We start from the raw sequence: 22,998 nt of genomic DNA, 5'->3' as shown, positions 1-22,998 counted from the left end.
CCAAGGCCAGCGCGAACTCCCCGCCGGTCAGGCCCCGCTCGCGTGCCTTGATCGGGCCGATCGACGTGTCCAGCGCGGCAGTGACGCCCAACGCCTCATCCAGCTCGGCCACCAGCAGCAGCCCACCGTTCTCCGTCAGCGACCCGTCTGGTACACCCACCCGCGCCCGCAACCGGCTCCAGCGTCTGCCGGGGGTGCGGGAGGCGGTCCGGCGACGCGATATCGTCTTCACTCGGCAGGTGTCCTTCTGGGTAGAGCGATCAGGCGTAGAGAACCTCGATCATCTCAAACCCACAGGGACACCTGTCGTCGTATCAGCCACGAACCCCCACCACTACCTGCGGATTCGGGTCTGAGCACTCACCCCTCGTAGCGGGCGGCGAGCGTCCTGACGGTCCCGGCGATGCGGTCGCGGAGTTCGGCCGGCTCCAGGACCTCGACGTCGGCGCCCAGGCGCAGGAACTCCCCGTGGGCGTGGTCGACCGACTCGATCGGCACTCGGGCCTGCGTCCAGCCGCCCTCCACCGGTGCCACGCCGAGGCGGCTGGCACCCTCCGGGGTCAGCCGCACCAGCGCCTCACCGGTGTGCAGCCGGGCGCGGAAGTCCGCCAGGTGGCTCCGCCAGTAGGCGGCCAGGTCGAAGCCGTCCGGCACGGCGAACTCATCGTGCTGCTCGCCGAGTTCGATGATCTGGTCGACCCGGTAGGTGCGCGTCCCGGACGGCCCGCCGGCGACCAGGTACCAGCGGCCCGCCTTGAGCACCAGCCCGTACGGCTCCACCCGGCGCTCGATCTCCTCCGGCGCCCGCCAGCGCCGGTACCGCAGGACCACCGCCCGCCGCGCCCAGACCGCGGCGGCGACGGCCGCCAGGTGCGGAGTCTCGTCCGCGTCGCCGTACCAGCCGGGGGCGTCGAGCAGGAAGCGCTCCTGGATCCGTCCGGCGTGCTCGCGCAACTCGGCCGGGAGAGCGGCCCGCAGCTTGAGCTGGGCGGTGGCGAGCGCCTCGCCGAGGCCGAGTTCGGCGGCGGCGCCCGGGAGCGCGGCGAGGAAGGCGGCCTGCGCCTCGTCGGCCGTCAGCCCGGTGAGGCGGGTCCGGTAGCCGTCGACCAGCCGGTAGCCGCCCGAGTGCCCGGCCTCGCCGTACAGCGGGATCCCGGCGGCGGCGAGCGCCTCGACGTCCCGGTAGACCGTCCGGGCCGAGACCTCCAGCTCCTCGGCCAGCTGCTGGGCGGTCATCCGGCCCCGGTTCTGGAGGAGCAGGAGCAGGGAGACCAGTCGACTCGCGCGCATGCCGCCCAGTATCCCGATGTCCACTGACAGTGGATGTCAGTGGAGCGCCCCTAGCCTGCGACGCATGAACGACTTCGACTTCTTTCACGGCTCCTGGGACGTGGCCAACCGCCGCCTCACCGCACCGCTCACCGGCGGCGGCACCTGGGAGGAGTTCCCCGGCCACACGGCGGTCCGGCCACTGTTCGCGGGCGCGGGCAACATCGAGGAGCTCGTCTTCCCCACCCTCGACCGCCGGGGCGTGACCCTGCGGCTGTTCGACCGCACGACCGAGCGGTGGTCGATCTACTGGTCCGACAGCCGCACCGGCCGACTGGACCCCCCGGTGACCGGCGGCTTCACCGGTGACCGAGGCGACTTCTACGGCGAGGACGTCCACGACGGCCGCCCGATCCTGGTCCACTTCACCTGGTACCGCCTCGGCCCGGACACCGCCCGCTGGGAGCAGGAGTTCTCCGCCGACGAGGGCCGCCGCTGGGAGCTCAACTGGACCATGGACTTCAGCCGCACCGGCCCGGCCCTGGGCGGGCTCGGCGCATGAACCTCATCGTCGAACTGCGCCAGTACACCTTGCACCCCGGCGCCCGGGACACCCTGATCGAGCTCTTCGAGCGGGAGTTCGTGACCGGCCAGGAAGCGGTCGGCATCACCGTCGGCGGCCGCTTCCGCGACCTGGACGACCCGGACCGCTTCGTCTGGCTGCGCGCCTTCCCCTCCATGGCGGAGCGCCGCCGCGCCCTGGAAGCGTTCTACTACGGCCCGGTCTGGCGGGAGCACCGCGACGCGGCCAACGCGACCATGGTCGACAGCGACAACGTCCTGCTGCTGCGCGGCCCCGGCTTCGCGCTTCCTTCGGACGAGCACGAGCTGCGCGCCACCATCTGCCACCCCTCCGAGCCGGCCGCCTTCGACACCTACGCCGCGCGGCACCTGGGCCCTGAGCACGCACTCCACCGCACCGAACACGCCGAGAACGACTTCCCCCAACTCCCCGTCCGCACCGGTGAAGACGTCCGCGTCTGGTTCGGCCCGGCGGGAGCCCCGCCGCCCTGGCCCGTCCAGCACCTCCGGCTGCAGCCCGTGACGGGTTAGGCATGCGCTGCACGGGAAGTCGGCCGGGCCGACTTCCCGTGCAGCGCGGCGTACGCTCGACTCTGTCCGCCTTCACGGCCTGTGGGCTGCCAGAGGTGGCCATGACCTCGCTCGCGGAGAGCTGGGCGCGGCCTGACGGCCTCAGGCCCCGACGAGATCCGCCAGCTCATCAGCCGACTCCGGGGTCAGCCGGTAGAAACCCTGGAGGCTGACGAAGCGTTCGAGGCGGCCGTCCACCACGTACTTCAGCACCCGGGTCTGGTTCCGGCGGTTGCGCCAGGTGAGCCGCCCGAGGAGTTCGCCCGGTATCGGCTGGTCGAAGCGGACGGGCGTGGCGTCCACGTGGACGGCATCGGCGCCGCAGCCGCCGGCGCCGAGCATCCGCCAGTCGTCGTGGCCGGGGAAAGCCGGGTCCTGCCAGGTCGCCGGCGCGGCGCCGCAGCAGTCGCCGCGCTCCAGGTCGACGATCCGCATCCGGCTCACCACGAACACCTCGCACCGGTTGACGTGCAGCGCGTACACCTCGTCCCCGACGCGGGCACCCGACCAGGTGGGCAGTGACTGGTGCACGCCGCTGTAGGCGACGGGCGGCCGCTGACCCACGCGGCCTTCCTTGCGCAGGGCGCGGCAGGTGTCCTGGGTCCACAGCACGGTGTAGGCATCCGACATGCCGCGAAGCATAGGGACGGGCACCGACAGCCCGGCGCGGGCCCCGCTTCGACGGACGGGGCCCGCGTGCCTATTCCTCGGTGTGCCGCTCCCGGAATCCTTGGGAGCAAACTTGGCACCCACCACCGACCGCGGCGGCCGCGAGGATGAGGAACAGCAGACCGGTCACGATCGACCCCGGTGCCGCTTGAACTCGCGCAACAGCGCGAGGAGGTTGATCACGGTACTGGCCGGAACATTGCCGAGGTTGACGAGAACCCGGCCGTTGAGGATCTGCTCGCCCGACTTGGCGGACGGCCAGAGGAGCCCGAACTCGCGGCCCTCGGTGCGGAGTTCCACGATCAGCTCGGTGAGCTGCGGACTGGTGAGGTGATGGATCGCCGGATCGGCCGGGTGGATGGGGTGGAGGGCGTTCACGCGAGGAAGCCGTCCAGCTCGAACCAGACCCGCTTGCCGAGCTTCAGCGGTTCGGCACCCCAGCGATGGGTGAGCCCCTCGACCAACTGCAACCCCCGGCCGGACTCGGAGAGTTCGGTGAACGTTCGGCGCTCGGGGAGCGTGGAGCTGCGGTCGGCGACGACGACGCGGACGGTGCCGCCCTCGACGGTGATGGCAACGGCGGGCGAGGGGGTCCGGCCGTGCCGCCAGGCGTTCGAGATCAGCTCGACGAGGGCGAGTTCGGCGTCGGCGATCGAGGAGCGGACGTACCCGGCGCGCTCCATGACGTCGCGCAACACCTCGCGCGAGACGGTGAGGGAGGGAGTGTTGAGGTTGGGGTCACACATGGGGAGTCTCCCAGCGATGCAGTGACTACTCGTCAGATTGACGGCCTGCTCTGAACTGTAGGTCAATGCACCTCAACTCTGCAACACGTTCCGCGCATGCCTCTACACTCTGAGTAGCCACAGATCGCGGGAAAGGCATACCCATGGGATTCAGGACTGGGATCAGCGAACGACAGCGCCGCTTCGGTGAGGAGCTTCGCCGTGTTCGAGATGTCGCAGGCCTCTCAGCCTTGGAGATCGGCGAGGCCTTGGGGGTGAAGGGCCCGAACATCAGCCACACCGAAGCTGGCAGGCTTGGTCTCAATTCTGAGCGCTTGAACGCCTGGCTAGACATCTGCAAGGTCACGGATCCCGAGTACCGAGCCGGGCTCATCGCCATGAGCGAGAGCACTGGAAAGGGCTGGTGGACCGAGTTCAAGCATGACGTGATCCCCCGTGCGCTTGATCTGGCCGAGGTAGAAGCAAGCGCCACGGCCCTGGACAGCTACGAGACTCTTCTGATCCCAGGCCTCCTGCAAACCAGGGCGTACAGCGAGGTGATGCAGGGATATAACGAGAGGAAGGTCGAGTTCCGCCAGCAGCGCCAGCGGATACTGACAGGCGAGAACGCGCCGCCCTTCCGTGCGGTGATCCATGAAGCAGCCCTGCACATGATGTACGGAGGCCCGACCGTCATGCGCGACCAGCTGAACCACCTGATCGAGATGAGCAGGCTGCCGAACGTGACGATCCAGGTCCTCCCGTTTGACTGCACCGCCTACGCATCGAACGACACCCCATTCATGGTCGCTCGGGGCTCACACACGCGACTCCACACGGTTCTACTCGAACATCCCCATGGCTCGACGTTCGTAGGAGATCCTGAGTCCGTGGCAGCGTTTGACCAGAAGTTCGACCGGATCAGGGGCTTGGCCCTCCCTCCCCTATCTGTATCTACGCCCGCACCGTCCACCACCTATCGTGACTCGATGGGCTTGATCCAGCACATCCGTTACAAGGTCCAAGGAGGGTGACCGTGAGCCAGCTCACCTGGCAGAAGTCGAGCTTCAGCGGCGACCAGGCCAATTGCATCGAGATCGCCTCTGACGCTGAACACGTCTACATCCGCGAGTCCGACGACCCCACCCACATAGTCACCACTACCCGCGCCAAGCTCCACGCCTGGATCAACGGTGCCAAGGCCGGCGAGTTCGACCACTTCGTCGCCTGATCCTCACCGGCCCGGCCGCCCATCAGGGGATGGGCGGCCGGCCGCTTGTGGGGTTGGTCCGATTGGTCGGATCTGCCAGCGGGTCACGCCGGGGCGTTCCGGACTACGGCAGAGCCGAGGTTATGAAGGAGATCGGATGACCGTTCGTCATCCGATCACCCCTGAATCTCAACCTCAGGAGCCTCGATGCGCCCCCTCAGAGCAGCCTGTGTCGGCACGGCCACTGCGCTCGTCACCCTTCTCACCTGCGCCCCTGTCGCAACCGCCGCGACGGGCACCGATTCCGACCCCGCCAAGGGTAGGGACCGGACCTTCACACTCATCGGCCACCTCGCGCAGGAGACCCACTTCCCCGTCAACCCCGGAGGCGCCCCCGCCCAGGGTGATCGAGCCGTCTTCCGCTCGATCCTCTTCGACCTGGACGGCAACCAGGTCGGCGAAACCGGCGGCACCTGCATCACCACCGGGGTCGACAACGGCGGAGTCGAGGAGTGCACCGTGACCTACAAGCTCCCGGGCGGCCAGCTCTCCTCACAGGGACTGCTCTTCGGCATCCTCAACCCGGGCCCTCCCCCTTCGTTCGACAACGGGATCACCGGAGGCACCGGGGACTTCGACCGGGCTCGTGGCATGATCCACGGCGACACGATCGCTCCGGGCACGAGGCGCTTCACGATCGACCTCGACCGCTGATCGCAGCCGCCCCCACATCGGCCCGCACCCCGGAGGCTTGGGGTGCGGGCCGTCGTCATCGCGGATATCCGGTGGCACGCCTCTCACCAGGCAGCCAGGATCACCACATGCATGTCTTCCTTGAGACCGCGCGGCTCGTGTTGCGCCCGTTCACCGAAGCCGACACCGATCACCTCTTCGCGCTGGACAACGACCCCGAGGTCATGCGCTTCATCAACGGCGGTGAGCCGACCAGCCGGCACACCGTCGAGACCCGGATCCTGCCGCGTCTCCTCCACGACTACCCGTGCTTCGGCACCCGTGGCTTCTGGGCCGCCGAGGAGAAGGCCACCGGCCAGTTCCTGGGCTGGTTCGCGTTCCGCCCCCTCGACGACCACAGCCCCGCCGTCGTCGAACTCGGCTACCGGCTGAGCCAGGCAGCCTGGGGAAAGGGTTACGCCACCGAGGGTTCGCGCGAGCTGATCGACAAGGGCTTCACCGACCTCGGCGTCGAGCGGGTCACCGCGAACACCATGGCCGTCAACGCCCGCTCCCGGCGCGTGATGGAGAAGTCGGGCCTCTCGTTCCTCCGGAACTTCACCGGCGACTGGCCGGACGCGATCCCCGGGTCCGAACACGGCGAGGTCGAGTACGAGCTCACCCGGAGCGACTGGGAGCGGCACCGGTAGAAGTCAGCCGCACGGGTGCATCCGGAGGGCGCTCCCTCTGCACGGGGCCGTCGCACGCAACGTCGCCGCTTCGGCGGGGCCGAAGCGGCGACGGGGGCCGGATGGGGATGGGGGTCACCTGCAGAAGACCGCCTTGATCAGCTGGTCCAGCGCCTTCGGGAACGTCTGCGCCGGGTCGCCGTCCGAGTCACCGGTGGTCAGTCCGGCGGTCAGGGTCCGGCTGCCGTCCGGGGTGGCGATCATCAGCGCACCGTAGCCGGCGGGGGCGCCGCCGTTGTGGTGGACGATGGTGACGTCGCCGCCTTCCGGGCCCAGCTCCTGGATGAACAGGCCGAGTCCGTAGCCGAGCATGCCGTGCGGGGTCCGCATCTCGTCCATCAGCGCGGCGGGCAGGAGCCGACCGCCGAGCAGTGCGGCGAAGAACACCTGCACGTCGCGGGTGGTCGAGATCATGTCGCCGGAGCCGATGAGCAGGGAGAGGTTCTGGTGGGCGACGTCGACCACCTTCCACTCCTCGCCGTCCTGGTAGCGGCAGTAGCCGTGGGCGTGCGGGCCGGGGATCTCCGACAGGCTGCCCGGGACCAGGGTGTCCCGCAGTCCGAGCGGCCGCAGGATCCGCCGCTCCATCTCCTCGGCGTAGGAGTGCCCGCTGAGCGCCTCGACCAGCAGCACGGCGAGCGTGTAGTTGGTGTTGGAGTAACTCTGGTCGGTGCCGGGCTCGAACCGGGCCGGCTTCGCCAGCGCGAACTGCACCAGCTCGTCCGGCCGGTAGTCGTGGAAGCGGTTGTCCACCCACGCCTTGCCGAGGGAGGGCAGCCCTTGTACGAAGTTCCCCTCCTCGTCGAGCTCGCCGGTGCAGCTGTAGATGCCGCTGGTGTGCTGGAGCAGCATCCGCACGGTGATCCGCTCGTCCAGGCCGAAGCGGGGCAGGTGCTCGGCCACCGGGTCGTCCAGTCCGATCATGCCGTCGGCGACCAGGTGCAGCACCAGGGCCGCGACGAAGGTCTTGGTGGTGCTGCCGATCCAGAACTGTCCGTCCGTGGAGGGCTTGGCGCTCTCGCCGAGCTTGTGCACCCCGGCGCTGCCGACCCATGCGCCGTGCTCGTCGTGCACCCGCAGCTGCACTCCGGCGAAGCCGGCGTCGACGAAGTCCTGGGCGGCCTTCTGGAGTTCGGGGCGGTCCTGGGTGGCGGTCTGCTGGTTGATGCTCACGGTCGTTCCTTCTTTCGTGGTGGTCGGGCCGGTTGGCGGATCAGAGGCTGCGGGCGGTGATGTCGCCGTAGGCGGTGGTGGCGTGGATGGTCAGGCCGGGGGTGCTGTCGGCGTTCTTCAGGGCGTTGTGGATCCGGCCGTGGCCGGTGCCGGCGTCCAGGGCGGCGGAGACCCCGCGGGCGACGCCGACCGCGATCTGCCCGTACTCGGTGCGCAGGGTGACGGCGCCGCCGACGGCCTCGGCGATCTGGAGGTCGCCCTTCTGGGTGCGGATCTCGGCGGGGCCGCCGAGCCGGCCGACCGCGATGTCCCCGGCCTGGAGGGCGAGGTGGGCGCCGGCGGTCTCGTCGAGCTTGACGGTGCCCTGCGCGGCCTGGAGGGTGACGTCGCCGAGGCGGCCGACGCCCCGGAACTCGCCGAGCGCCGCCTTGGCGTCGACCCGGGAGCCGGCGGGCAGCTGGACGGTCACCTCGACGGTGCCGGAGTGGCCGAGGATCCGGTTCTCCGCCTCCGGGGCCTGGATCCGCAGCACGCCGTCGGCGTACGCGACCTCGATCCGCTCGGCGGCCTTCACGTCGCGGCTCTTGCCGGCGTCGGCAGGCCGGACCTCGACCACGGTGTCGCTCCGGTCCGCGGCGATGAACCGGATGCGGCCGGCGGGGATGTCCAGGACGGCCGAGACCGGGGCGGGGGTGGCGAACTTCTGCATGGTGCGCTCCTTCTCTTCCGCGGCTTCGGCCCCTTCGGCCCGCCGCTTTCTGACGAGGGAAACGCTACGTTGCATTCAATGGCCTGGCAACAGCTGCGTTGCGCAAAAACACCATCATCGCAGGTGAAAGGCACATATTCATTGCAACGGCCCTGCCGGGAATGCAACGACCGCGAGCCCATTCATTGCAATGGACTGAAGGTGAACGCTATGACAGAGCCGCTACGGCGGGCGTCACGGGGTTCCCGGGGGCTCCCGGGGGTCAGCTACGGATGTCGCGCAGGAAGCCGTCGGCGAGGTCGACGGCCTCCCGGACCGGCACGAGCCGGCAGTCGGCCGTACCGATCCGCGCGCTGGAGATCCCCGTCGCCGCACCGAGGACCCGGTCTCCCAGCTCGGCGAAGTGCAGGTCGTCCAGGTCGGGCGCCTGGAAGGCGGTCCAGCCCTCCGGGGCGACGCACCGGTACTCGCGCAGCCGGACGCCCGGCTGGCGCAGGTCGGCGAGGTGGAAGGCGGTGAAGCGGTCCATCCCGACGCCGAGCATCAGCACCCGGGCGTCCAGCTCGTAGAGCCGCCCGAGCGGGGACTCCGGGCCCAGGTGGGAGGTGAGCGGGTGGCCGGCGGTGATCTCCTCCGCCCGGGGGCCGAGGGCCGCCCAGGAGGTCTGCGGATGACCGCTGCGCAGGGCGCCGGGCCGGGTGCGGACGGCCTCGGAGAGCGCCCCCATGGTCGGGGACGCCGGGGTGAGCGCCGGATCGAAGCGCGGCATCCGCGCCCGGTAGGCCTCGGCCTGCGCCGCGGAGAGCCCGGCGACGGCCTCCTGGTAGATCCGCGAGGTCGAGGAGTTCTCGGGCGTCGCGGTGTACGCCACCAACGTCCCGTCCGCTCCCAGGACTTCACACAGGGCGTCGACCACGCCCCCCGCCCCGCCCTCGACCGGCCCGAGCGCCCGCAGCGAGGCCTGGACGTGCAGCACCGTGCCCGGCCGGACGCCCAGCCGGGCGAAGCGTTCGACGAGCGCGGCGGTGGAGATCACCGGCAATCCTCCGAATCAGGCCTGGACCGACCTCAGTTGACCGCTTTCCCGCTGGTCGCGTTCCCGCCGCGTCCGCTCGGCCTCCCGCTCCGCCGCCGCCGGCAGCGGCACCGCGAGCCACGGCTCGACGCTCTCCCGCATTCCCTCCGCGAACCGCACTCCGAGCCCGGTCAGCGCCCCCGACTCGGCCAGCCGCTCGACCGCCTCCACGGTGTACCGCCGCCAGAGCGCGAACTGCGCCCGCGCCCGGTCGGCGGCCTCCCCCGCCAGACCGTCGTACGCGGCCGTCCGGGTGCCCCAGTACTCGGTCACCGCCAGGTGCGCGTACGTGCCCTGCAACAGCCCCTCCAGCGGGCGCGGATCGGGCCGCCAGGGGGCGAAGTACAGCCGGTCGTCGGCCCGGTCGTGGAGGTCGAACAGGTCGAGCACCGCGCCGAGCTTCACGTGCTGGAACTCGTGCGCGAGCAGCAGCGCCAGGGTCGGCGCGGTCGCGGGCCGGGCGATGCCGACCACCCCGTACGCCTGCCGGGCCGCCGAACTGATGTCCCGGCCCGCCGGGCCCGGCCGCAGCGGGGTCACCGTGCCCAGCCCGGCCCGGATGCCCTCCGCGTAGGCGGGCAGGTCGCGCCCGAGCAGTTCCCAGGCCTCCCGCAACGCGCCCGTCCAGCTCAGCAGTTCGGCCTCCGGCAGCCGATCGGCCACCGGGTGGGCGTGGCTGTCCCGCAGCGGGTCGACGTCCTCCAGCGCGACCGTCCAGCCCCCGGCCAGCCGGACCCGCCGCAGCGGCTGGTCCAGCGCCGTACGCACCGACCCGTCGGCGGCCCGCACCTCCAAGCCGTCCGCCCGTCCGGTGACGACCGCCTCCCCGTCCGGCACCGCGACCCGCCCCAGCGTCGGCAGGTGCAGCCACCCGCCCCGCGCCGGCACCGCGATCGAGTCCCCCCGCCCGGCCCGCACCGCCGCCGCCGCGGCCAGCGCGGCCAGCGGCCCGAGCCCGACCGCCAAGTCCCCGGCCAGCCGCCGCGCGGCCCAGGCCCGGGCGTACGGGTGCGCCAGCACCGCGTCCACGGCCGCCGGCGCCACCCCGTCGAGCGCCGACAGCAGCTCCCAGGCCTCCGCCCGGCCCTGCCCGGAGGCGTCCCAGGCGGCGGCCAACATGGCACGAGTCAGCGCGAGTTGGGAACGACCGAGGGCGGCGACGGTGTCGGCGCTGCCGTACCCGCGCGCCAGTTCGTCGAGTTGGGCGGGCGCGAGCGCGGCCGGCAGCAGCGGCTCCCCGCCCTGAGCGGGGACAGCAGCCGGAACAGCGGCCGAACCGCCGCTCCCCGCGATGCCGTTGATGAGCGTCATGAGGTCACCGCAGTAGACGGAGGGATTGTCGAAGCCAGTGTCCGCCCGGTAGCGGTGGGCGTACAACCCGCCACCGCAGGAGCGCACCACCGGACAGGCCCGGCAGGCCGCGCTCAGCCCGGCCAGACCGGACTGACGGGCGGCGATCCCGGGGTGGCGGGCGAGGTCGTCGAGGCTGTGCGCGAAAACGTTCATCCCGGTGACGGGCGCCCCGTCGTACGCGGTCTTCAGGCTGTCCGCCTGCTCGAACGTCCCGTCCGTCTCCAGCACCGCCAGGTCCGAGGGCTCCAGCCCCAGCGACTCGGTCAGGCTGGACAGCCCCCGCAGGGTCCGGTGCACGGATTCGAAGGTCCGCACGGCGAACGGCCGCCCGTCCGCCTCCCACAGCCTGTGGACGACCAGCAGCCAGTCCGCGTACGGTGCCTCCCCACCCCCCGGGACCCGCTTCGGCGGCTCCTCCCAGGTGGCGTGCGGCAGCAGGAAGTCCACCGCCGGCGGCCGGAGTCCGGCCAGCGCCCGGTACACGGCCACCGGGTCGTTCTCGATGTCGATGGTGCACAGCAACCCGGCGAACAGGTGCCGGTACTCGGGCTCGTTCAGCAGCCCCACCGCCCGCAGCACCTGCGGATGACTGCTCCGCCCGTCGGCGAACCGCCGGTGCCGGTCATTGGCGGCCCTGTCGCCGTCCAGCGAGATCCCGACCTTGACGTCCAGCTCCGCGAACAGCGCGCAGAATGCGCGGCTGAGCAGCACGCCGTTGGTGTGGATGCGCAGGTCGAGGGCGCACTCGGGCGGCAACGCCGCCCGCAGCGCCTCGGCGGCGCGGCGCAACCGGTCCGGGCCGGCGAGCAGGGGTTCTCCCCCGTGCAGGACGACCCGGACGGCGGACAACCGGTGGGCGACCGCATGCTCGCCGATCCGCTCGGCGGCCTTGGCCAGGATCCCCTCCCCGATGACCTTGGGGCGGGAGCGCCAGCTGCTGTCCGCGTGCTCGTAGACGTAGCAGTGGTCGCAGGCGAGGTCGCACCGGCTGTGCATCTTGACCACGAATTGCGTCAGTGGCACCGGAATTCGCGTCATCATGGATGTGGCGGGTTCAGCTCGGCCTGGGTCCGTTCGGTGTTCCGGTCCGGGTCAGATCGAGGAGTTGAAGGCCGCTACCGGCACGCGGCCGGATTCCGCGCCGGGGAGGGCGCGCTGCAGCCGGGAGGCGAGTTCCTCCGCGCCCAGGGCGGCGAGCTCGGCGAGGGACGGGCGTTCCGGCGTCTCCTGAGTGTCAGTGAGGTTGCCGGCCGGCCTGGTGCTGGTTACCGGAGTCATATTCGTTTCCTTAGGCGCGGTTAGGACCTGCCGAGTGCGGGTAGGCCACCCGGTTGCGACCAATGTAGTGCCCGCGAGGACTCCGCGCGGCACCTTGCCTCCTCACGTTGGTCTGCCCAGCCGGCCGACGCCATACCACGGCGCCTGGAAGGCCCAGAATTCACCCGTTCAGCGGTCGCGCACTTCGCCATTGCGCGCGCCGAAGCGCGTTGACCGGAGCAGACGTTCGAGCCCTTCGGCCGGTCCTCCCACGGACCCGAACCGCAGGAGCAAAAGCGCTCCCGAAACCGCCGCGTCGACATCCGTCGACGGATTTCCGATGGCCGGGCGAGCCGCCTCAGGAACCCAGCTCGCGGACGGAACGCGCCAGTTCCTCGGTGAACTCCCTTCCATTCACCGTGAGTTCACCGCACTCCAACAGAGTCCCGGCCGCCGCCAGGGTGTGCGCCCGCCAACAGGCGAACTCCCTTTCCGCGCGCGCGGGTTCACTTACCCCGGCGGCCGCCTCGGCGCACCAGAAGGACGCCACGCCCAGATGTGCGTACGCCCCCTGGAGCAGCGCACCGGCCGGGCGCGGATCGGTCCGCCAGGGGGCGTGGTAGACCGCCGGACCGTTGGGCCGGTGCAGCGGTACGAGGTCCAGCAGGGCGCCGAGTTGGACATGCAGGAACTCGTGCACCAGGGCCAGCGCCAGCAGCACCGGATCTCCCGGCAGCGAGGCCGCCACCGCCCCGTACGCCCGGCGGGCGGCGGCGCTGACCGCCTCCCCGCCGGGGGCGGGGTGCAGCGGCACCACGGCGGCGACGCAGGCCGCCACCGCCTCCGCGTGCCGGCGGTGGCGGCGCACCAGGATCTCCCAGGCCGCCGCCAACTGCTCCTCCCAGCCGCGCAGTTCGACGGCGGACAACGGCCCGGCCGGGGGGCGTCCGTAGTCCACCCGGCGCGGCCCGAGGTGGTCGACCACCGGCGTCCACCGCAGCCCGTCGCACTCCAGGTCGAGCGCCGGCCCGGCGTCCGCCCGCAGGAACGCGCCCAGCCCGTCCAGCGGCGCCACCGATCCGAGCGACAGCGCCCGCAGGCAGTCGGCCGCCCAGGCGTCCAACTCCGGTCGCAGCAGCACCTCTTCCCAACGGACCCGATCGCTCCGCTGGAGCGCGCAGACCTCGCCGTACGCCTCCCGGAAGCCCTCGTCCTGCGGAGCCTCCCGACGCAGCGCCAGCAGCAGCAGGGTCCGCTTGCTCAACTGCCCGGCGCGCAGCAGTCGCACCGCCTCCGGACCGCCGCGCGCGCCCGCGATCGCCCGGAAGGTCGCCCGGTCCATGACGTGCCGGGGCAGCCCGTCCGCACCACGCCCGTCCGTCGAAGACCCATCCGCGCCGCGCGCGCCCGGCACCCCGGCCGCCACCGCCTCGCCCGTACCCGTCACCGGTCCGTCCTCTCCCGAAAACCTGAACGCCCTGAAGGCCCTGAACAGCCGGACCACCCGTCCGGCCCGCCCGCAGTCTCCCCGCGCGGCGCCGACTCAGCCGGTCCGGGCCCGCCCATGACCCGGACGGGTGAGCACCGCCCGCGAGGCATGCCTGGACCGCGCGCCGCAGGCCCCGCTATCCCCGCTGCCCGGCCCCGGCCAGCTCCGCCACCCCGGCCCGCAGCCTCCCCGCGATGTGCCGGATCAGTCGGTCCATGTCCGCGCAGTACACGGACGGGTGGGCGAAGCCGTCGCCCGCGTAGCGGTGGGCGTAGAGCCCTCCCCCGCAGACCCGGACCAGCGGGCACGCCACGCACACCGGCCCGAGCCCGGCGAGGCCGCGCTGACGGGCCCGGAACGCCGGGTGCGCGGCCGCCTCCGCGAAGCCGTGCCGCCAGACGTCCAGGCCCGTTCCGGCGGCCCCGTCGTACGCCACCTTGAGGCTGTCGGCCTGCTCGATCGTGCCGTCCGCCTCGACAACCACCAGGTCCACCGGCGCCAGCCCCACCGCCTCGCTGGCCGCCCGCCCGCCGAGCAGCAGGACGGACAGCTCCTCGAACAGCCGCACCCCGGTCTCCCGGTACGGCGCGTCGTACCAGCGGTCGAAGGCGGCGATCAGCCACTCCCCGTAGGGCGCGGGATCGACGCCGGAGGGCGGCGAGGACGGCATCGCGCGCCGGACGCCCGTCGGCGGCTCCTGCCAGGTGGCGTGCGGCAGCAGCAGGTCGAGCCGGGGCGGCGCGAACTCCAGCAGCGCCTCGTAGGTGGCGACCGGGTCCGCGGCCAGGTCGACGACGCACAGCAGGCCGGCGAACAGTTCGCGGTGCCGGTCCGAGCCGAGCAGCCGCACCGCCGCCGCGGTCCGCTCCCAGCTCCCCGCGCCGGAGGGCAGCCGCCGGTGCCGGTCGTGGTCGGCCCGGGCGCCGTCCAGCGAGACCGCCACGCCGACCCGGTGGCGGTGCAGCACGTCGAGCAGCGCGGGCTGGTCCAGCAGCCGCAGCCCGTTGGTCTGCAGGCTGAACCGCACCCGCGGCCCGGCACCGGCCAACTCGGCCAGCAGCGCGTCCAGATGGGCCGGTCCGACGAGCAGCGGCTCGCCGCCGTGCAGCACCACGGAGACCTCGTCCAGCCCCTGCTCGGCCGCGTGCTCGGCGATCCGCCTGGCGGTGCGGCGGACGGTCGCCAGCTCCATCCGCCGAGGCCGGTCGCGCCAGCTCTGGTCGGCGCCCTCGTACATGTAGCAGTAGTCGCAGGCCAGGTTGCAACGGCTGTGGATCTTCAGCAGGAACTGCCGGAACGGCACCATGCGCGTGAACCTAGCACCGCCCGGCGAGATCGCTGACCGCCCGTCACACGTGCGGGGGCTCCACGTCCGAGTCGAGCCGTGTCCCCGCCTTCACCGCGACCGTGGTCGGGTGCTCCTCCCCCAGCGTCACCCGGGCCCGGCGGATGCAGTCCGCCCGCAGGTCGGCGGCCCGCTCGCTCTCGCCGACCGCCGCCAGGCTCAGCGACAGGTTGGAGTTGATGCCGATGGAGTCGTAGTGGTCCGGGCCGAGCGCCTCGGTCATCAGCGGCGCCGCCTCCTGCTCCAGGGCGAGCGCGGCCCGGATCTCGCCGCCCCGCGCCAGGTCGTTCGCGTGGTTCATCATCGCGATCGGGATGTAGAGGTGGTGCGCGCCGAGGACGGCCCGGAACTGCGTCAGCGTGCGCCCGGACAACTCCCGGGCCTCCGCGATCCGCCCGGCCAGCCGCAGGTAGACCGAGAGGTTGTTGGCGCCGGCCAGCGTGACCGGGTGGTTCTCGCCCAGGTAGTCGCGGTAGCGCGCGAGTGCCCGTTCGGCCAGCGGTATGGCCCGGTCGGTGTCGCCGAGCGCGTTGAGGTCGCTGGCCAGGTTGGTGGCGGCGGCCAGGGTGTCCGGGTGCTCGGGGCCGTTGATGTCCAGGTAGCGCTGGTAGATGTCCTCGTCGATCTCCAGGGCCTCGTGGTATCGCCCGGCCCGGCGCAGCGCCACGGCGAGGTTCTTGCGGGCGCGCAGGGTGTCGGTGTGGTTGTCGCCGATGGTCTGCTGGTAGATCCGGACGGTCTCCTCCAGCAGGTCCAGCGCCTCCCGCAGCCGCCCGGTCTCGCGCAGGTCGCGGGCGTAGTTGGAGGCGGAGGACAGCGCGTACAGGCTGTGGGCGCCGAGGGCGTCGCGCTGCTGGAGGTAGTTGCTGCGGTGCCGTTCCAGGGCGGCGCGGCGGTCGCCGGCCAGGTAGTCGGAGACGGCGAGGTTGTTGGTGATCATCAGGGTGCGCGGGTGGTCCGGGCCGAGGGTGCGCCGGGCCGCGTCCAGGGTCCTGCGGTCGAGCGCCCGGGCCTCGTCGTAGCGGCCGAGGAAGCGCAGGTCGGCGCCGAGGCTGTTGGCGACGGCGAGGGTGTGCGAGTGCTCCGGGCCCAGGGTCGCGGTGAACCGCTCCAGGATGTCCCGGTCCATCTCGTACGCCTCCTGGAGGGCGCCCTGGGAGCGGCGGATGTTGCACAGCTGGGTGCGCAGCATGAGCGTCTGGGCGTCGTTGTCGGCGTCGAAGCCGGGCCCGCCGTAGCCGTCCTCGCGCCAGTGCTCCAGGGTCCGTTCGGCCAGTTCCCGGCCGGACTCGTGCAGGCTGCGCTTCCACTGGTAGCGGACCGAGTCGATGATCCACTGCCGGACGTCCTCGTCCGAGCTGTCGAGCGCGCCGGACGGCCAGAGGTGGGGCAGGAGTTCGGCGTACTCGGCCCAGTTGGCGGGGATGTCCGGGTCGCCGGGGTTGGCGGTGGCCAGGGCCGCGTGCACGACGCCGCGCAGCTCGGCCTGCCGCCCCTCCTCGACCTGGTCCCGGAGCACGGCCTGGACCAGTCGGTGCACGGTGATGGTCTCGCTGCCCTGGTCGGTGCGGGCGAGCCCGAACCGGTTGATGGCGCGCAGGAACTCGCCGATCGCGAGCTTGTCGCGGGGCGCGCGCGGGGGCAGCCGCAGGGCGCGGGTGACGGCCCGGCTGTAGAGCAGCCGCATCGGGATGGCGTCCGGGCCGAAGAAGGCGCAGATCTCCAGGATCTGGGCGGCCGGGGCGTTCATCCGGCGCAGTTCCTCGACCGAGATGCGCCAGGTGGCGGCGGCGGAGTGGGGGTACTCGGCGGGGCGCAGCCGGGTGCGCTCCAGCATCTCGGTGAGCTCGCCGTCGAGCAGTTCGAGGTAGGTGGCGATCGGCATCGACGTCTCCTGCAGCCAGACGGCGGCCTGGCCGACGGCGAGCGGGAGGTCACCGAGGCGGTGGGCGACCTGGTCGGCGTCCTCCGGGGAGAGGCCGCCGTTGAAGCGGCGCAGCAGCCGGATGCTCTCCTCGCGCAGGAAGACGTCGACCTCGACCAGGCCGGCGTGCCGGGCCCAGCCCTGGTTGCGCGAGGTGATCAGCACGTGCCCGCCGGAGGAGCCGCCGGGCTGCCAGGGAGCGAGTTCCTCGGGGGTGCCGGCGTTGTCGAAGACCAGCAGCCAGCGGCGGTACGGGTGGCCGCGGCGCAGCGCGTCGAGGACGGCGGCGGCGGTGTGGGCGACGTCGTCGCTGGTGGGCACGCCGAGCCGGGGGGCGAGTTCGGCGAGCTTCTGCGGGATGTTGGCGGGCTCCTCGGCGGGCACCCACCAGATGACGTCGTAGGCGGACTTGAAGCGGTGCGCGTACTCGGCGGCGATCTGGGACTTGCCCGCGCCGCCGAAGCCGTAGAGGACCTGGCTGAGGACGGCGGCGGGTCCGCCGGTGAAGCGGTTGCGGAGCAGTTCGAGCAGCTTGCCGCGGCCGATGAAGGCGGCGTTGCGCGAGGGCGCCTCCTGGACCTGCGGGGCGGTGCCGGGGAAGCGCGCCGGGGCGAGGAACTCGCCGCTGTCGGTGTCGAACTGGCGGTTGCTGCCGGGCGGCGGGCCGAGTTCGCCGTACAGCTGGGCCTCGGCGCCGGTCGCGGAGGAGCGGATCAGGTCGGGCACCGCCTGGCCGATGAACGGGCGGGGCACCGGCTCGTCCGAGTCCTGCAGCCGCAGGGCGACCAGTGCCGAGGCGCCGGAGGGGAGTTCGCGCCCCTGCAGGAGCTGCCAGACCTCGGCGGCGCGGGGCAGCGCGGTGTACTCGGGCGAGAGCAGCGCGAGCAGCCGGCCCTGGCCGTCGAGCGGCCCGGCGACCTCGGGCGGCCGCTGGCCGGTGTGCGGCTCGGCGGCGTTGTGCAGGGAGGTCTGGTAGCCGAAGCGGGTGAGGGTGCCGGCCGCCCACTCGGCCCACATCCGGTCCTCGGGCGCGTAGCTGACGAAGACCTGGCGGGGCACCGCCCGGGCGGAGCGCAGGTAGGCGCCGTACAGCCGGCGGCGGGCCTCGGAGCTGAGCGGGCGCAGCGAGCGGACCCGTCCGTCGGTGATCCACTCGGCCAGCCGCTCGAAGGCGTTGAGCAGGCTGCGCGCCTCCTGCGGCCGGTCGGCGACGGTGGCCGGCACCTCCTCGTAGGCGTAGAACGGCTTGTACGGCACCTCGACGTCGGCCCAGTAGGCGGCCCGGCGGTCCCCGGGCAGCCAGCGGCCGAGGTAGGGGGCGAAGGCCTCCCGGGCGAAGTCCCGGCCGGCTTCGAGGCGTTCCTGCTCGGCGTCCTCGACCCGCATCGGCACCGGCAGGACGCGGATGGCCCGCTCCTCGGCCTCGGCGATGGCCCGGGCGGCGTCGACGCCGCCGCGGATGTTCTGGGCGCTGAAGGTGAAGCAGTCGACCACGGTGTCGGGCATCAGCACGGTGCAGATGCCGGAGGTGTCGCTGACGCCGGTGCGGCTGTCGATGAGCACGTAGTCGTAGCTGCGGGCCCAGCGTTCGCGCAGCTCGCGCAGGAACTCGCCGCCGCGGATGTCCCGACCGTGGTAGAAGCTGCGCCAGTTGAAGCTGGTGACGGCGGCCGCGTAGGCGGCGTTCTGCCGGCCGGCGGGCAGGAAGTCGAGCCGGCCGCCGGCGGGCAGGTCGAGGGCGAGGCCGCAGATGTAGCCGTCGAGCCGCCCGGGTTCGTCCAGCCAGGCGGCCGGGGGCCGGCCGGTCGGCCCGGCGGCGGAGGGCAGTGCCTGCTTGACGTAGGAGCGCAGCAGGTCGATCAGCCCGTCGGTGGAGTGGAGTTCGGGGTCGACCAGGAGCGGGTGGTAGTAGCGGTGGAGGCCGGGCGCCTCCAGGTCCCAGTCGACCACCAGGACGCGCAGGCCCCGGCTGGCGAGGATCCAGCCGACGTTGGCGAGTGCCATGGTCCGGCCGGTGCCGCCCTTGAACGAGTAGAACGTGACGACCGAACCCGGTCCGCCGCGTCCCGGCTCCGCGCCGGGCTCAGTGCTCATCGTTCGTCTCCCCTCAGCGGGACAGAGCCGTCGTGGCTGCCCGGGCGCTGGCCGGGCACGTCGTTCGGTGTCGGATCCGGATCGCGGCGCGCGGACGGGCTCCGCGGCGGACCGGAGGGACCGGGCGGTCCGGCCGGGATGGTCAGCCCGGGCATGTCAGGGCCGCCGCCCGGGCCGAAGCCGAAGGCGTCGCCGCCATCGTCCCCCCAATCCAGGTTGTCGTCCATGAGCTTGTTCTGAGCGACCGTCACCATGATGGCGAGGTCGCTGTCGAAGCTCTCCCGTCTCACTTTCACCCGGAACAATTGCTCCGGATCACGCCGGCGCAACCAGTTGCGGCGGAACACTCCGCGCACGCCGACCCACGGCGCTTCGCGCTCCCCGTCCGGGTCGTTGCCGCCGATCGGCACCACCACGCCGGTGACCGGGTGGTTCTGGTCGTCGTACTCGCTCAGGGCGGCCCGGTAGCGCTCGCTCCCGGCCGCCCACGGGTCCACCAGCAGCACGCTGACCTGGCTGTCCTCGCGGGCCTGGTCGAGCTTCTCGCCGAGCCCGGCGCCGATCTCCTCCAGCGTGGTGGTGTGCCCGGCGTTGGTGATCACCTGCTGGGCGCGCGAGGCCAGCGACGGCTGGGCGGGCGGGAAGAACGGCGCCCAGTGCCAGGGCTTGGCCCCGTACCAGCCGCCCGCGTACGAGCCGCCTTCGGCGGCGGCCTCCGAGGCCCGGCCGGCCGCGATGAACAGCCGCACCATCCCGGGCTCGGTGGCGGGCGCCGGCGCGGCCGGTCCGGGGAAGTAGCCGCGGACGGCGTCGAGGTCGAACTCGGGCAGTTCGGCGAGCCGCCGCACGGCCGCGTCCCGGATCCGCCCGGCGACCACCCGGACGACCTGCCGGTAGGCGTCCTGCTGGGCGGTGCGCAGCAGGGCGCGCAGGCCGTGCCGGGCGTAGGCGTCCCCCATGTCCGGCTGGGCCCACTGGATCTTGGTGACCTCGGTGACCAGGTCGCCGGGCGCGACCGGCTCCCAGAGCACCGGGATCAGCGCCGAGACCAGTTCCGCGGTCTCCTCGTGGTGGCGCCGGACCCTGCCGCGGAAGGCCGTCCACTCCTTGCCGCAGTACAGGCTGGCGAAGTAGGCCGGGGAGTACAGCGCGACCATGGTCCGGCTGCGGCCGAGCATCAGCGCCAGCTTCTCGGCCCACTCGTCGCCCAGGCGCAGCCGTTCGGTGTCCCGGAAGGCGAGTTCGTCGGCCTGGACGGCCGGTCCGAGGATGCGCCCGAGTTCGTCCCTCAGGTCGTTGAAGAACTGATCGACGAAGGCGTCCCCCGCCTCGAAGTCCCGACGCGCGTAGCTGAAGAAGAAGTACGGCCGCTGCTGTTCCCGTTCACTCACCTGTTCCCCCCGACCCCGACGGTGCCGTGACGGCGCTGGTTTCCTACCCAGCATGTCGTGAACTGCACCGACAGGAGCGGAAGTTGGTGATTTTCATGGCCCCCGGGGGTTTAACCGGCGGTCAGCGGTCGGTCACCGGAGTTCGAGCGCCGACTGGAAGGCGGCCAGCGGCTCCGCGCCGGGGGTCAGGGCGTCCGCCACGACCCGGCGGAGCAGGTCGCCGAGGACGGTGTCGGGAAGGGCGTCGAGCTCGTCGAGCGGCAGGGCGGCGACGTCGACCAGGTCGGAGCCGAGTCCCGCGGCGGTTTCCGCACCGGTGACGCCCATCAGTCCCTTAGTCCCTCACTCGATCACGCCGACACGGCGGCCGGCAGCCGAAGAAATCGACCCGGTCCACGACGCGCACATTCTACACAAAACGGTGACGGTGCGTCAGATCCGTGCGCCCGCCGCGCCCGGACGCGGCACGGCCGGCCGAAGCCGCTCCGCGGTCACGGGCAGAGCCGCTCCACCCGCCAGCCCGTCGGGGCGGCCGGGTCGGCGAGGTAGCGGAGGCGGTCGTGCAGGCGGTTCTCGCGGCCCTGCCAGAACTCGACGCTCTCCGGGACGACCCGGTAGCCGCCCCAGAACGGCGGGACGGGGACGCCCTCGCCCTCGGGGTAGCGGCGCTCCAGGTCGGCGTAGCGCTGTTCGAGGACCTCGCGGCCGCTGACCGGGCTGGACTGCTCGCTGGCCCAGGCGCCGAGCTGGGAGCCGTGCGGGCGGGTGCGGAAGTAGGCGGCGGTCTCGTCCCGGCCGACCTTCTCGACCCGGCCCTGGACGATCACCTGGCGGGCCAGCGCGATCCACGGGAAGAGCAGCCCGGCGTACGGGTTGACGGCGAGCTCGGAGCCCTTGCGGGAGCCGTAGTTGGTGAAGAACACGAAGCCGCGCGCGTCGTAGCCCTTGAGCAGCACGGTGCGCGAGCTGGGCCGGCCCTGGGCGTCGGCGGTGGAGAGCACCATGGCGTTGGGCTCCACCACCCCGGCGCCGTCCGCCTCCAGGAACCAGCGGGCGAACTGGCCGATCGGCTCGGGCGCGAGCTGCTCCTCGGCCAGGCCCTCGTGGGTGTAGTGCTTGCGCATCACGGTGAGGTCCGGACCGGGGCTGGCCTGGCCGGCCAGGGTCCGGGTGACGGGGCTCAGGGGCGTCGACTGGGCGCGTTCCGGGGTCTGCACGCCAACATCATCCCGTACGACAAGCAACCGGCACCGCTACCTCCGGACAAACCCCGGTCGGAGATATGGTGACTCGCCACCGCTTGGCCGCCCGCCGTACGGGGAATTGTCCGGAACCGGGCGTTTGGTTCCGGGGATCCCCCGGGCACGACCGACCCTCGGCGGAAAGTCAAGCGGTCCCACGGGAAACATCACCGCGGTGGTGTATGGCGCAATGCACCCCGTGCCTGTCACTCTGGCACCGAGTGCCAACCACGATTCGGTCACTGGTTAACCGCCCCACCACGGCGGAGCGCCGATCGCAGAACTGAAGGAGCCGTCGCATGTCCGATTTCGTACCCGGGCTTGAGGGAGTCGTCGCGTTCGAGAGCGAGATCGCCGAACCCGACCGTGAAGGCGGCGCCCTGCGGTACCGCGGTGTCGACATCGACGACCTGGTCGGCCACGTCTCCTTCGGCCACGTCTGGGGCCTGCTCGTGGACGGCAAGTTCAACCCCGGCCTGCCGGCCGCCGAGCCCTTCCCGATCCCGGTGCACTCCGGCGACATCCGGGTCGACGTCCAGTCCGCGCTCGCCATGCTCGCCCCGGTCTGGGGCCTCAAGCCGCTGCTCGACATCTCCGCCGAGCAGGCCCGCGACGACCTCGCCCGGGCCGCCGTGATGGCGCTGTCCTACGTCGCCCAGTCCGCCCGCGGCCAGGGCCTGCCGATGGTCCCGCAGAGCGAGATCGACAAGGCCGAGACGGTCGTCGAGCGCTTCATGATCCGCTGGCGGGGCGAGCCCGACCCGAAGCACGTCAAGGCCGTCGACGCCTACTGGACCTCGGCCGCCGAGCACGGCATGAACGCCTCCACCTTCACCGCCCGGGTCATCGCCTCCACCGGCGCCGACGTCGCGGCCGCGCTCTCCGGCGCGGTCGGCGCGATGTCCGGCCCGCTGCACGGCGGCGCTCCCTCCCGCGTGCTCGGCATGATCGAGGAGATCGAGCGCACCGGCGACGCCGTCAAGTGGGTAAAGAACGCGCTGGACAAGGGCGAGCGCCTGATGGGCTTCGGCCACCGCGTCTACCGCGCCGAGGACCCGCGCGCCCGCGTGCTGCGCCGCACCGCCAAGGAGCTCGGCGCGCCGCGCTTCGAGGTCGCCGAGGCGCTGGAGAAGGCCGCGCTGGAGGAGCTGCACGCCCGCCGCCCCGACCGGGTGCTCGCCACCAACGTCGAGTTCTGGGCCGCGATCATGCTGGACTTCGCCGAGGTCCCGGCGCACATGTTCACCTCGATGTTCACCTGCGCGCGCACCGCGGGCTGGTCGGCGCACATCCTGGAGCAGAAGCGCACCGGTCGCCTCGTGCGCCCTTCCGCGCGCTACATCGGCCCCGGCCCGCGCCGCCCCGAGGAGGTCGAGGGCTGGGACGCCATCGCGCACTGAACGCCCTGAGCGCACTGCGCTTCCGCTCGCGAAAGCGCCTCTGACCAGCGGGTCCGGCTCCGGCCGGGCCCGCTGTTCGGATACCTCCGAGCTATCAAGAT

At 72.3% G+C, this 22,998-nt stretch carries 22 protein-coding genes; 7 read left to right on the top strand and 15 right to left on the bottom strand.

Features of this window, described 5'->3' with window-relative positions; all coding sequences use genetic code 11:
- Window positions 1-360: 360 nt before the first annotated feature.
- Window positions 361-1,290, bottom strand: coding sequence for a helix-turn-helix transcriptional regulator (locus ACIG5E_RS25330; RefSeq protein ID WP_396536926.1), 930 nt, complete (start codon window positions 1,288-1,290; stop codon window positions 361-363).
- A 64-nt stretch (window positions 1,291-1,354) separates the two neighbouring features.
- On the opposite strand from ACIG5E_RS25330, the gene ACIG5E_RS25325 reads away from it, so the two are divergent.
- Window positions 1,355-1,831 (top strand): hypothetical protein, encoded by a 477-nt coding sequence (locus ACIG5E_RS25325; protein ID WP_396536924.1) that lies wholly within the window; start codon window positions 1,355-1,357, stop codon window positions 1,829-1,831.
- Complete coding sequence (locus ACIG5E_RS25320; protein WP_396536922.1) at window positions 1,828-2,382, top strand: NIPSNAP family protein; 555 nt, start codon at window positions 1,828-1,830, stop codon at window positions 2,380-2,382. Before ACIG5E_RS25325 ends, ACIG5E_RS25320 begins: the two co-directional genes overlap by 4 nt.
- A gap of 141 nt (window positions 2,383-2,523) precedes the next feature.
- On the opposite strand, the gene ACIG5E_RS25315 is transcribed toward ACIG5E_RS25320, so the two are convergent.
- The 3 genes from ACIG5E_RS25315 to ACIG5E_RS25305 all read right to left on the bottom strand — a co-directional run bounded on the left by ACIG5E_RS25315 (window position 2,524) and on the right by ACIG5E_RS25305 (window position 3,836).
- Window positions 2,524-3,051 carry a hypothetical protein gene (locus ACIG5E_RS25315; RefSeq protein WP_396536920.1) on the bottom strand — a complete coding sequence of 176 codons (528 nt, stop codon included), beginning with the start codon at window positions 3,049-3,051 and terminating at the stop codon, window positions 2,524-2,526.
- A 165-nt stretch (window positions 3,052-3,216) separates the two neighbouring features.
- On the bottom strand, window positions 3,217-3,468 hold the full coding sequence (locus ACIG5E_RS25310; RefSeq protein WP_396536918.1) for a hypothetical protein: 252 nt from the start codon (window positions 3,466-3,468) through the stop codon (window positions 3,217-3,219).
- The gene (locus tag ACIG5E_RS25305; RefSeq protein ID WP_396536916.1) at window positions 3,465-3,836 is read right to left on the bottom strand and encodes an ATP-binding protein; all 372 of its coding nucleotides are present in this window, start codon (window positions 3,834-3,836) and stop codon (window positions 3,465-3,467) included. Before ACIG5E_RS25305 ends, ACIG5E_RS25310 begins: the two co-directional genes overlap by 4 nt.
- Before the next feature lie 143 nt (window positions 3,837-3,979).
- Here ACIG5E_RS25305 and ACIG5E_RS25300 point away from each other — a divergent pair, with 143 nt between their 5' ends.
- The 4 genes from ACIG5E_RS25300 (at window position 3,980) to ACIG5E_RS25285 (ending at window position 6,407) form a co-directional block, all read left to right on the top strand.
- Window positions 3,980-4,849, top strand: a complete 870-nt coding sequence (locus ACIG5E_RS25300; protein WP_396536914.1) for a helix-turn-helix domain-containing protein — start codon at window positions 3,980-3,982, stop codon at window positions 4,847-4,849.
- Between the two features lie 2 nt (window positions 4,850-4,851).
- Window positions 4,852-5,046 (top strand): DUF397 domain-containing protein, encoded by a 195-nt coding sequence (locus ACIG5E_RS25295; RefSeq protein ID WP_396536912.1) that lies wholly within the window; start codon window positions 4,852-4,854, stop codon window positions 5,044-5,046.
- A 186-nt stretch (window positions 5,047-5,232) separates the two neighbouring features.
- Window positions 5,233-5,739: a hypothetical protein gene (locus ACIG5E_RS25290; protein ID WP_396536910.1), complete on the top strand. Its 507-nt coding sequence runs from the start codon at window positions 5,233-5,235 to the stop codon at window positions 5,737-5,739.
- A gap of 107 nt (window positions 5,740-5,846) precedes the next feature.
- Window positions 5,847-6,407: a GNAT family N-acetyltransferase gene (locus ACIG5E_RS25285; protein WP_396536908.1), complete on the top strand. Its 561-nt coding sequence runs from the start codon at window positions 5,847-5,849 to the stop codon at window positions 6,405-6,407.
- Between the two features lie 114 nt (window positions 6,408-6,521).
- On the opposite strand, the gene ACIG5E_RS25280 is transcribed toward ACIG5E_RS25285, so the two are convergent.
- The 11 genes from ACIG5E_RS25280 to pdxH all read right to left on the bottom strand — a co-directional run bounded on the left by ACIG5E_RS25280 (window position 6,522) and on the right by pdxH (window position 21,380).
- A complete protein-coding gene (locus ACIG5E_RS25280) occupies window positions 6,522-7,619 on the bottom strand; it encodes a serine hydrolase domain-containing protein (protein ID WP_396536907.1) in 1,098 nt (365 codons plus the stop codon).
- A 40-nt stretch (window positions 7,620-7,659) separates the two neighbouring features.
- The gene (locus ACIG5E_RS25275) at window positions 7,660-8,328 is read right to left on the bottom strand and encodes a DUF4097 family beta strand repeat-containing protein (protein WP_396536905.1); all 669 of its coding nucleotides are present in this window, start codon (window positions 8,326-8,328) and stop codon (window positions 7,660-7,662) included.
- Between the two features lie 262 nt (window positions 8,329-8,590).
- A complete protein-coding gene (locus ACIG5E_RS25270; RefSeq protein WP_396536903.1) occupies window positions 8,591-9,364 on the bottom strand; it encodes an aminoglycoside N(3)-acetyltransferase in 774 nt (257 codons plus the stop codon).
- 15 nt (window positions 9,365-9,379) lie between these two features.
- Complete coding sequence (locus ACIG5E_RS25265; RefSeq protein WP_396536901.1) at window positions 9,380-11,794, bottom strand: FxsB family cyclophane-forming radical SAM/SPASM peptide maturase; 2,415 nt, start codon at window positions 11,792-11,794, stop codon at window positions 9,380-9,382.
- Window positions 11,795-11,848: 54 nt separating this feature from the next.
- Window positions 11,849-12,034, bottom strand: coding sequence for an FxSxx-COOH cyclophane-containing RiPP peptide (gene fxsA, locus ACIG5E_RS25260; RefSeq protein ID WP_033347760.1), 186 nt, complete (start codon window positions 12,032-12,034; stop codon window positions 11,849-11,851).
- Window positions 12,035-12,371: 337 nt separating this feature from the next.
- Complete coding sequence (locus ACIG5E_RS25255; protein ID WP_396536898.1) at window positions 12,372-13,460, bottom strand: aKG-HExxH-type peptide beta-hydroxylase; 1,089 nt, start codon at window positions 13,458-13,460, stop codon at window positions 12,372-12,374.
- 178 nt (window positions 13,461-13,638) lie between these two features.
- Complete coding sequence (locus ACIG5E_RS25250; protein WP_396536896.1) at window positions 13,639-14,808, bottom strand: FxsB family cyclophane-forming radical SAM/SPASM peptide maturase; 1,170 nt, start codon at window positions 14,806-14,808, stop codon at window positions 13,639-13,641.
- Window positions 14,809-14,851: 43 nt separating this feature from the next.
- Window positions 14,852-18,865, bottom strand: coding sequence for an FxSxx-COOH system tetratricopeptide repeat protein (gene fxsT / locus ACIG5E_RS25245; RefSeq protein WP_396536894.1), 4,014 nt, complete (start codon window positions 18,863-18,865; stop codon window positions 14,852-14,854).
- Window positions 18,862-20,256, bottom strand: a complete 1,395-nt coding sequence (locus tag ACIG5E_RS25240) for a TIR-like protein FxsC (protein WP_396536892.1) — start codon at window positions 20,254-20,256, stop codon at window positions 18,862-18,864. The genes fxsT and ACIG5E_RS25240 overlap by 4 nt, the downstream gene beginning before the upstream one ends.
- A gap of 132 nt (window positions 20,257-20,388) precedes the next feature.
- The gene (gene fxsA, locus ACIG5E_RS25235) at window positions 20,389-20,583 is read right to left on the bottom strand and encodes an FxSxx-COOH cyclophane-containing RiPP peptide (protein ID WP_396536890.1); all 195 of its coding nucleotides are present in this window, start codon (window positions 20,581-20,583) and stop codon (window positions 20,389-20,391) included.
- A 164-nt stretch (window positions 20,584-20,747) separates the two neighbouring features.
- Window positions 20,748-21,380 (bottom strand): pyridoxamine 5'-phosphate oxidase, encoded by a 633-nt coding sequence (gene pdxH, locus ACIG5E_RS25230; RefSeq protein ID WP_396536940.1) that lies wholly within the window; start codon window positions 21,378-21,380, stop codon window positions 20,748-20,750.
- Between the two features lie 416 nt (window positions 21,381-21,796).
- Between pdxH and ACIG5E_RS25225 the strand changes: the two genes are divergently transcribed.
- Window positions 21,797-22,897, top strand: a complete 1,101-nt coding sequence (locus ACIG5E_RS25225; protein ID WP_396536888.1) for a citrate synthase 2 — start codon at window positions 21,797-21,799, stop codon at window positions 22,895-22,897.
- Window positions 22,898-22,998 lie beyond the last annotated feature (101 nt).

The sequence above is a fragment of the Kitasatospora sp. NPDC053057 genome (assembly GCF_044546945.1).
GTDB lineage: Bacteria > Actinomycetota > Actinomycetes > Streptomycetales > Streptomycetaceae > Kitasatospora.
Note: the sequence above shows the minus strand (reverse complement) of the source record. Positions and strands in the feature narration are given on the sequence as shown.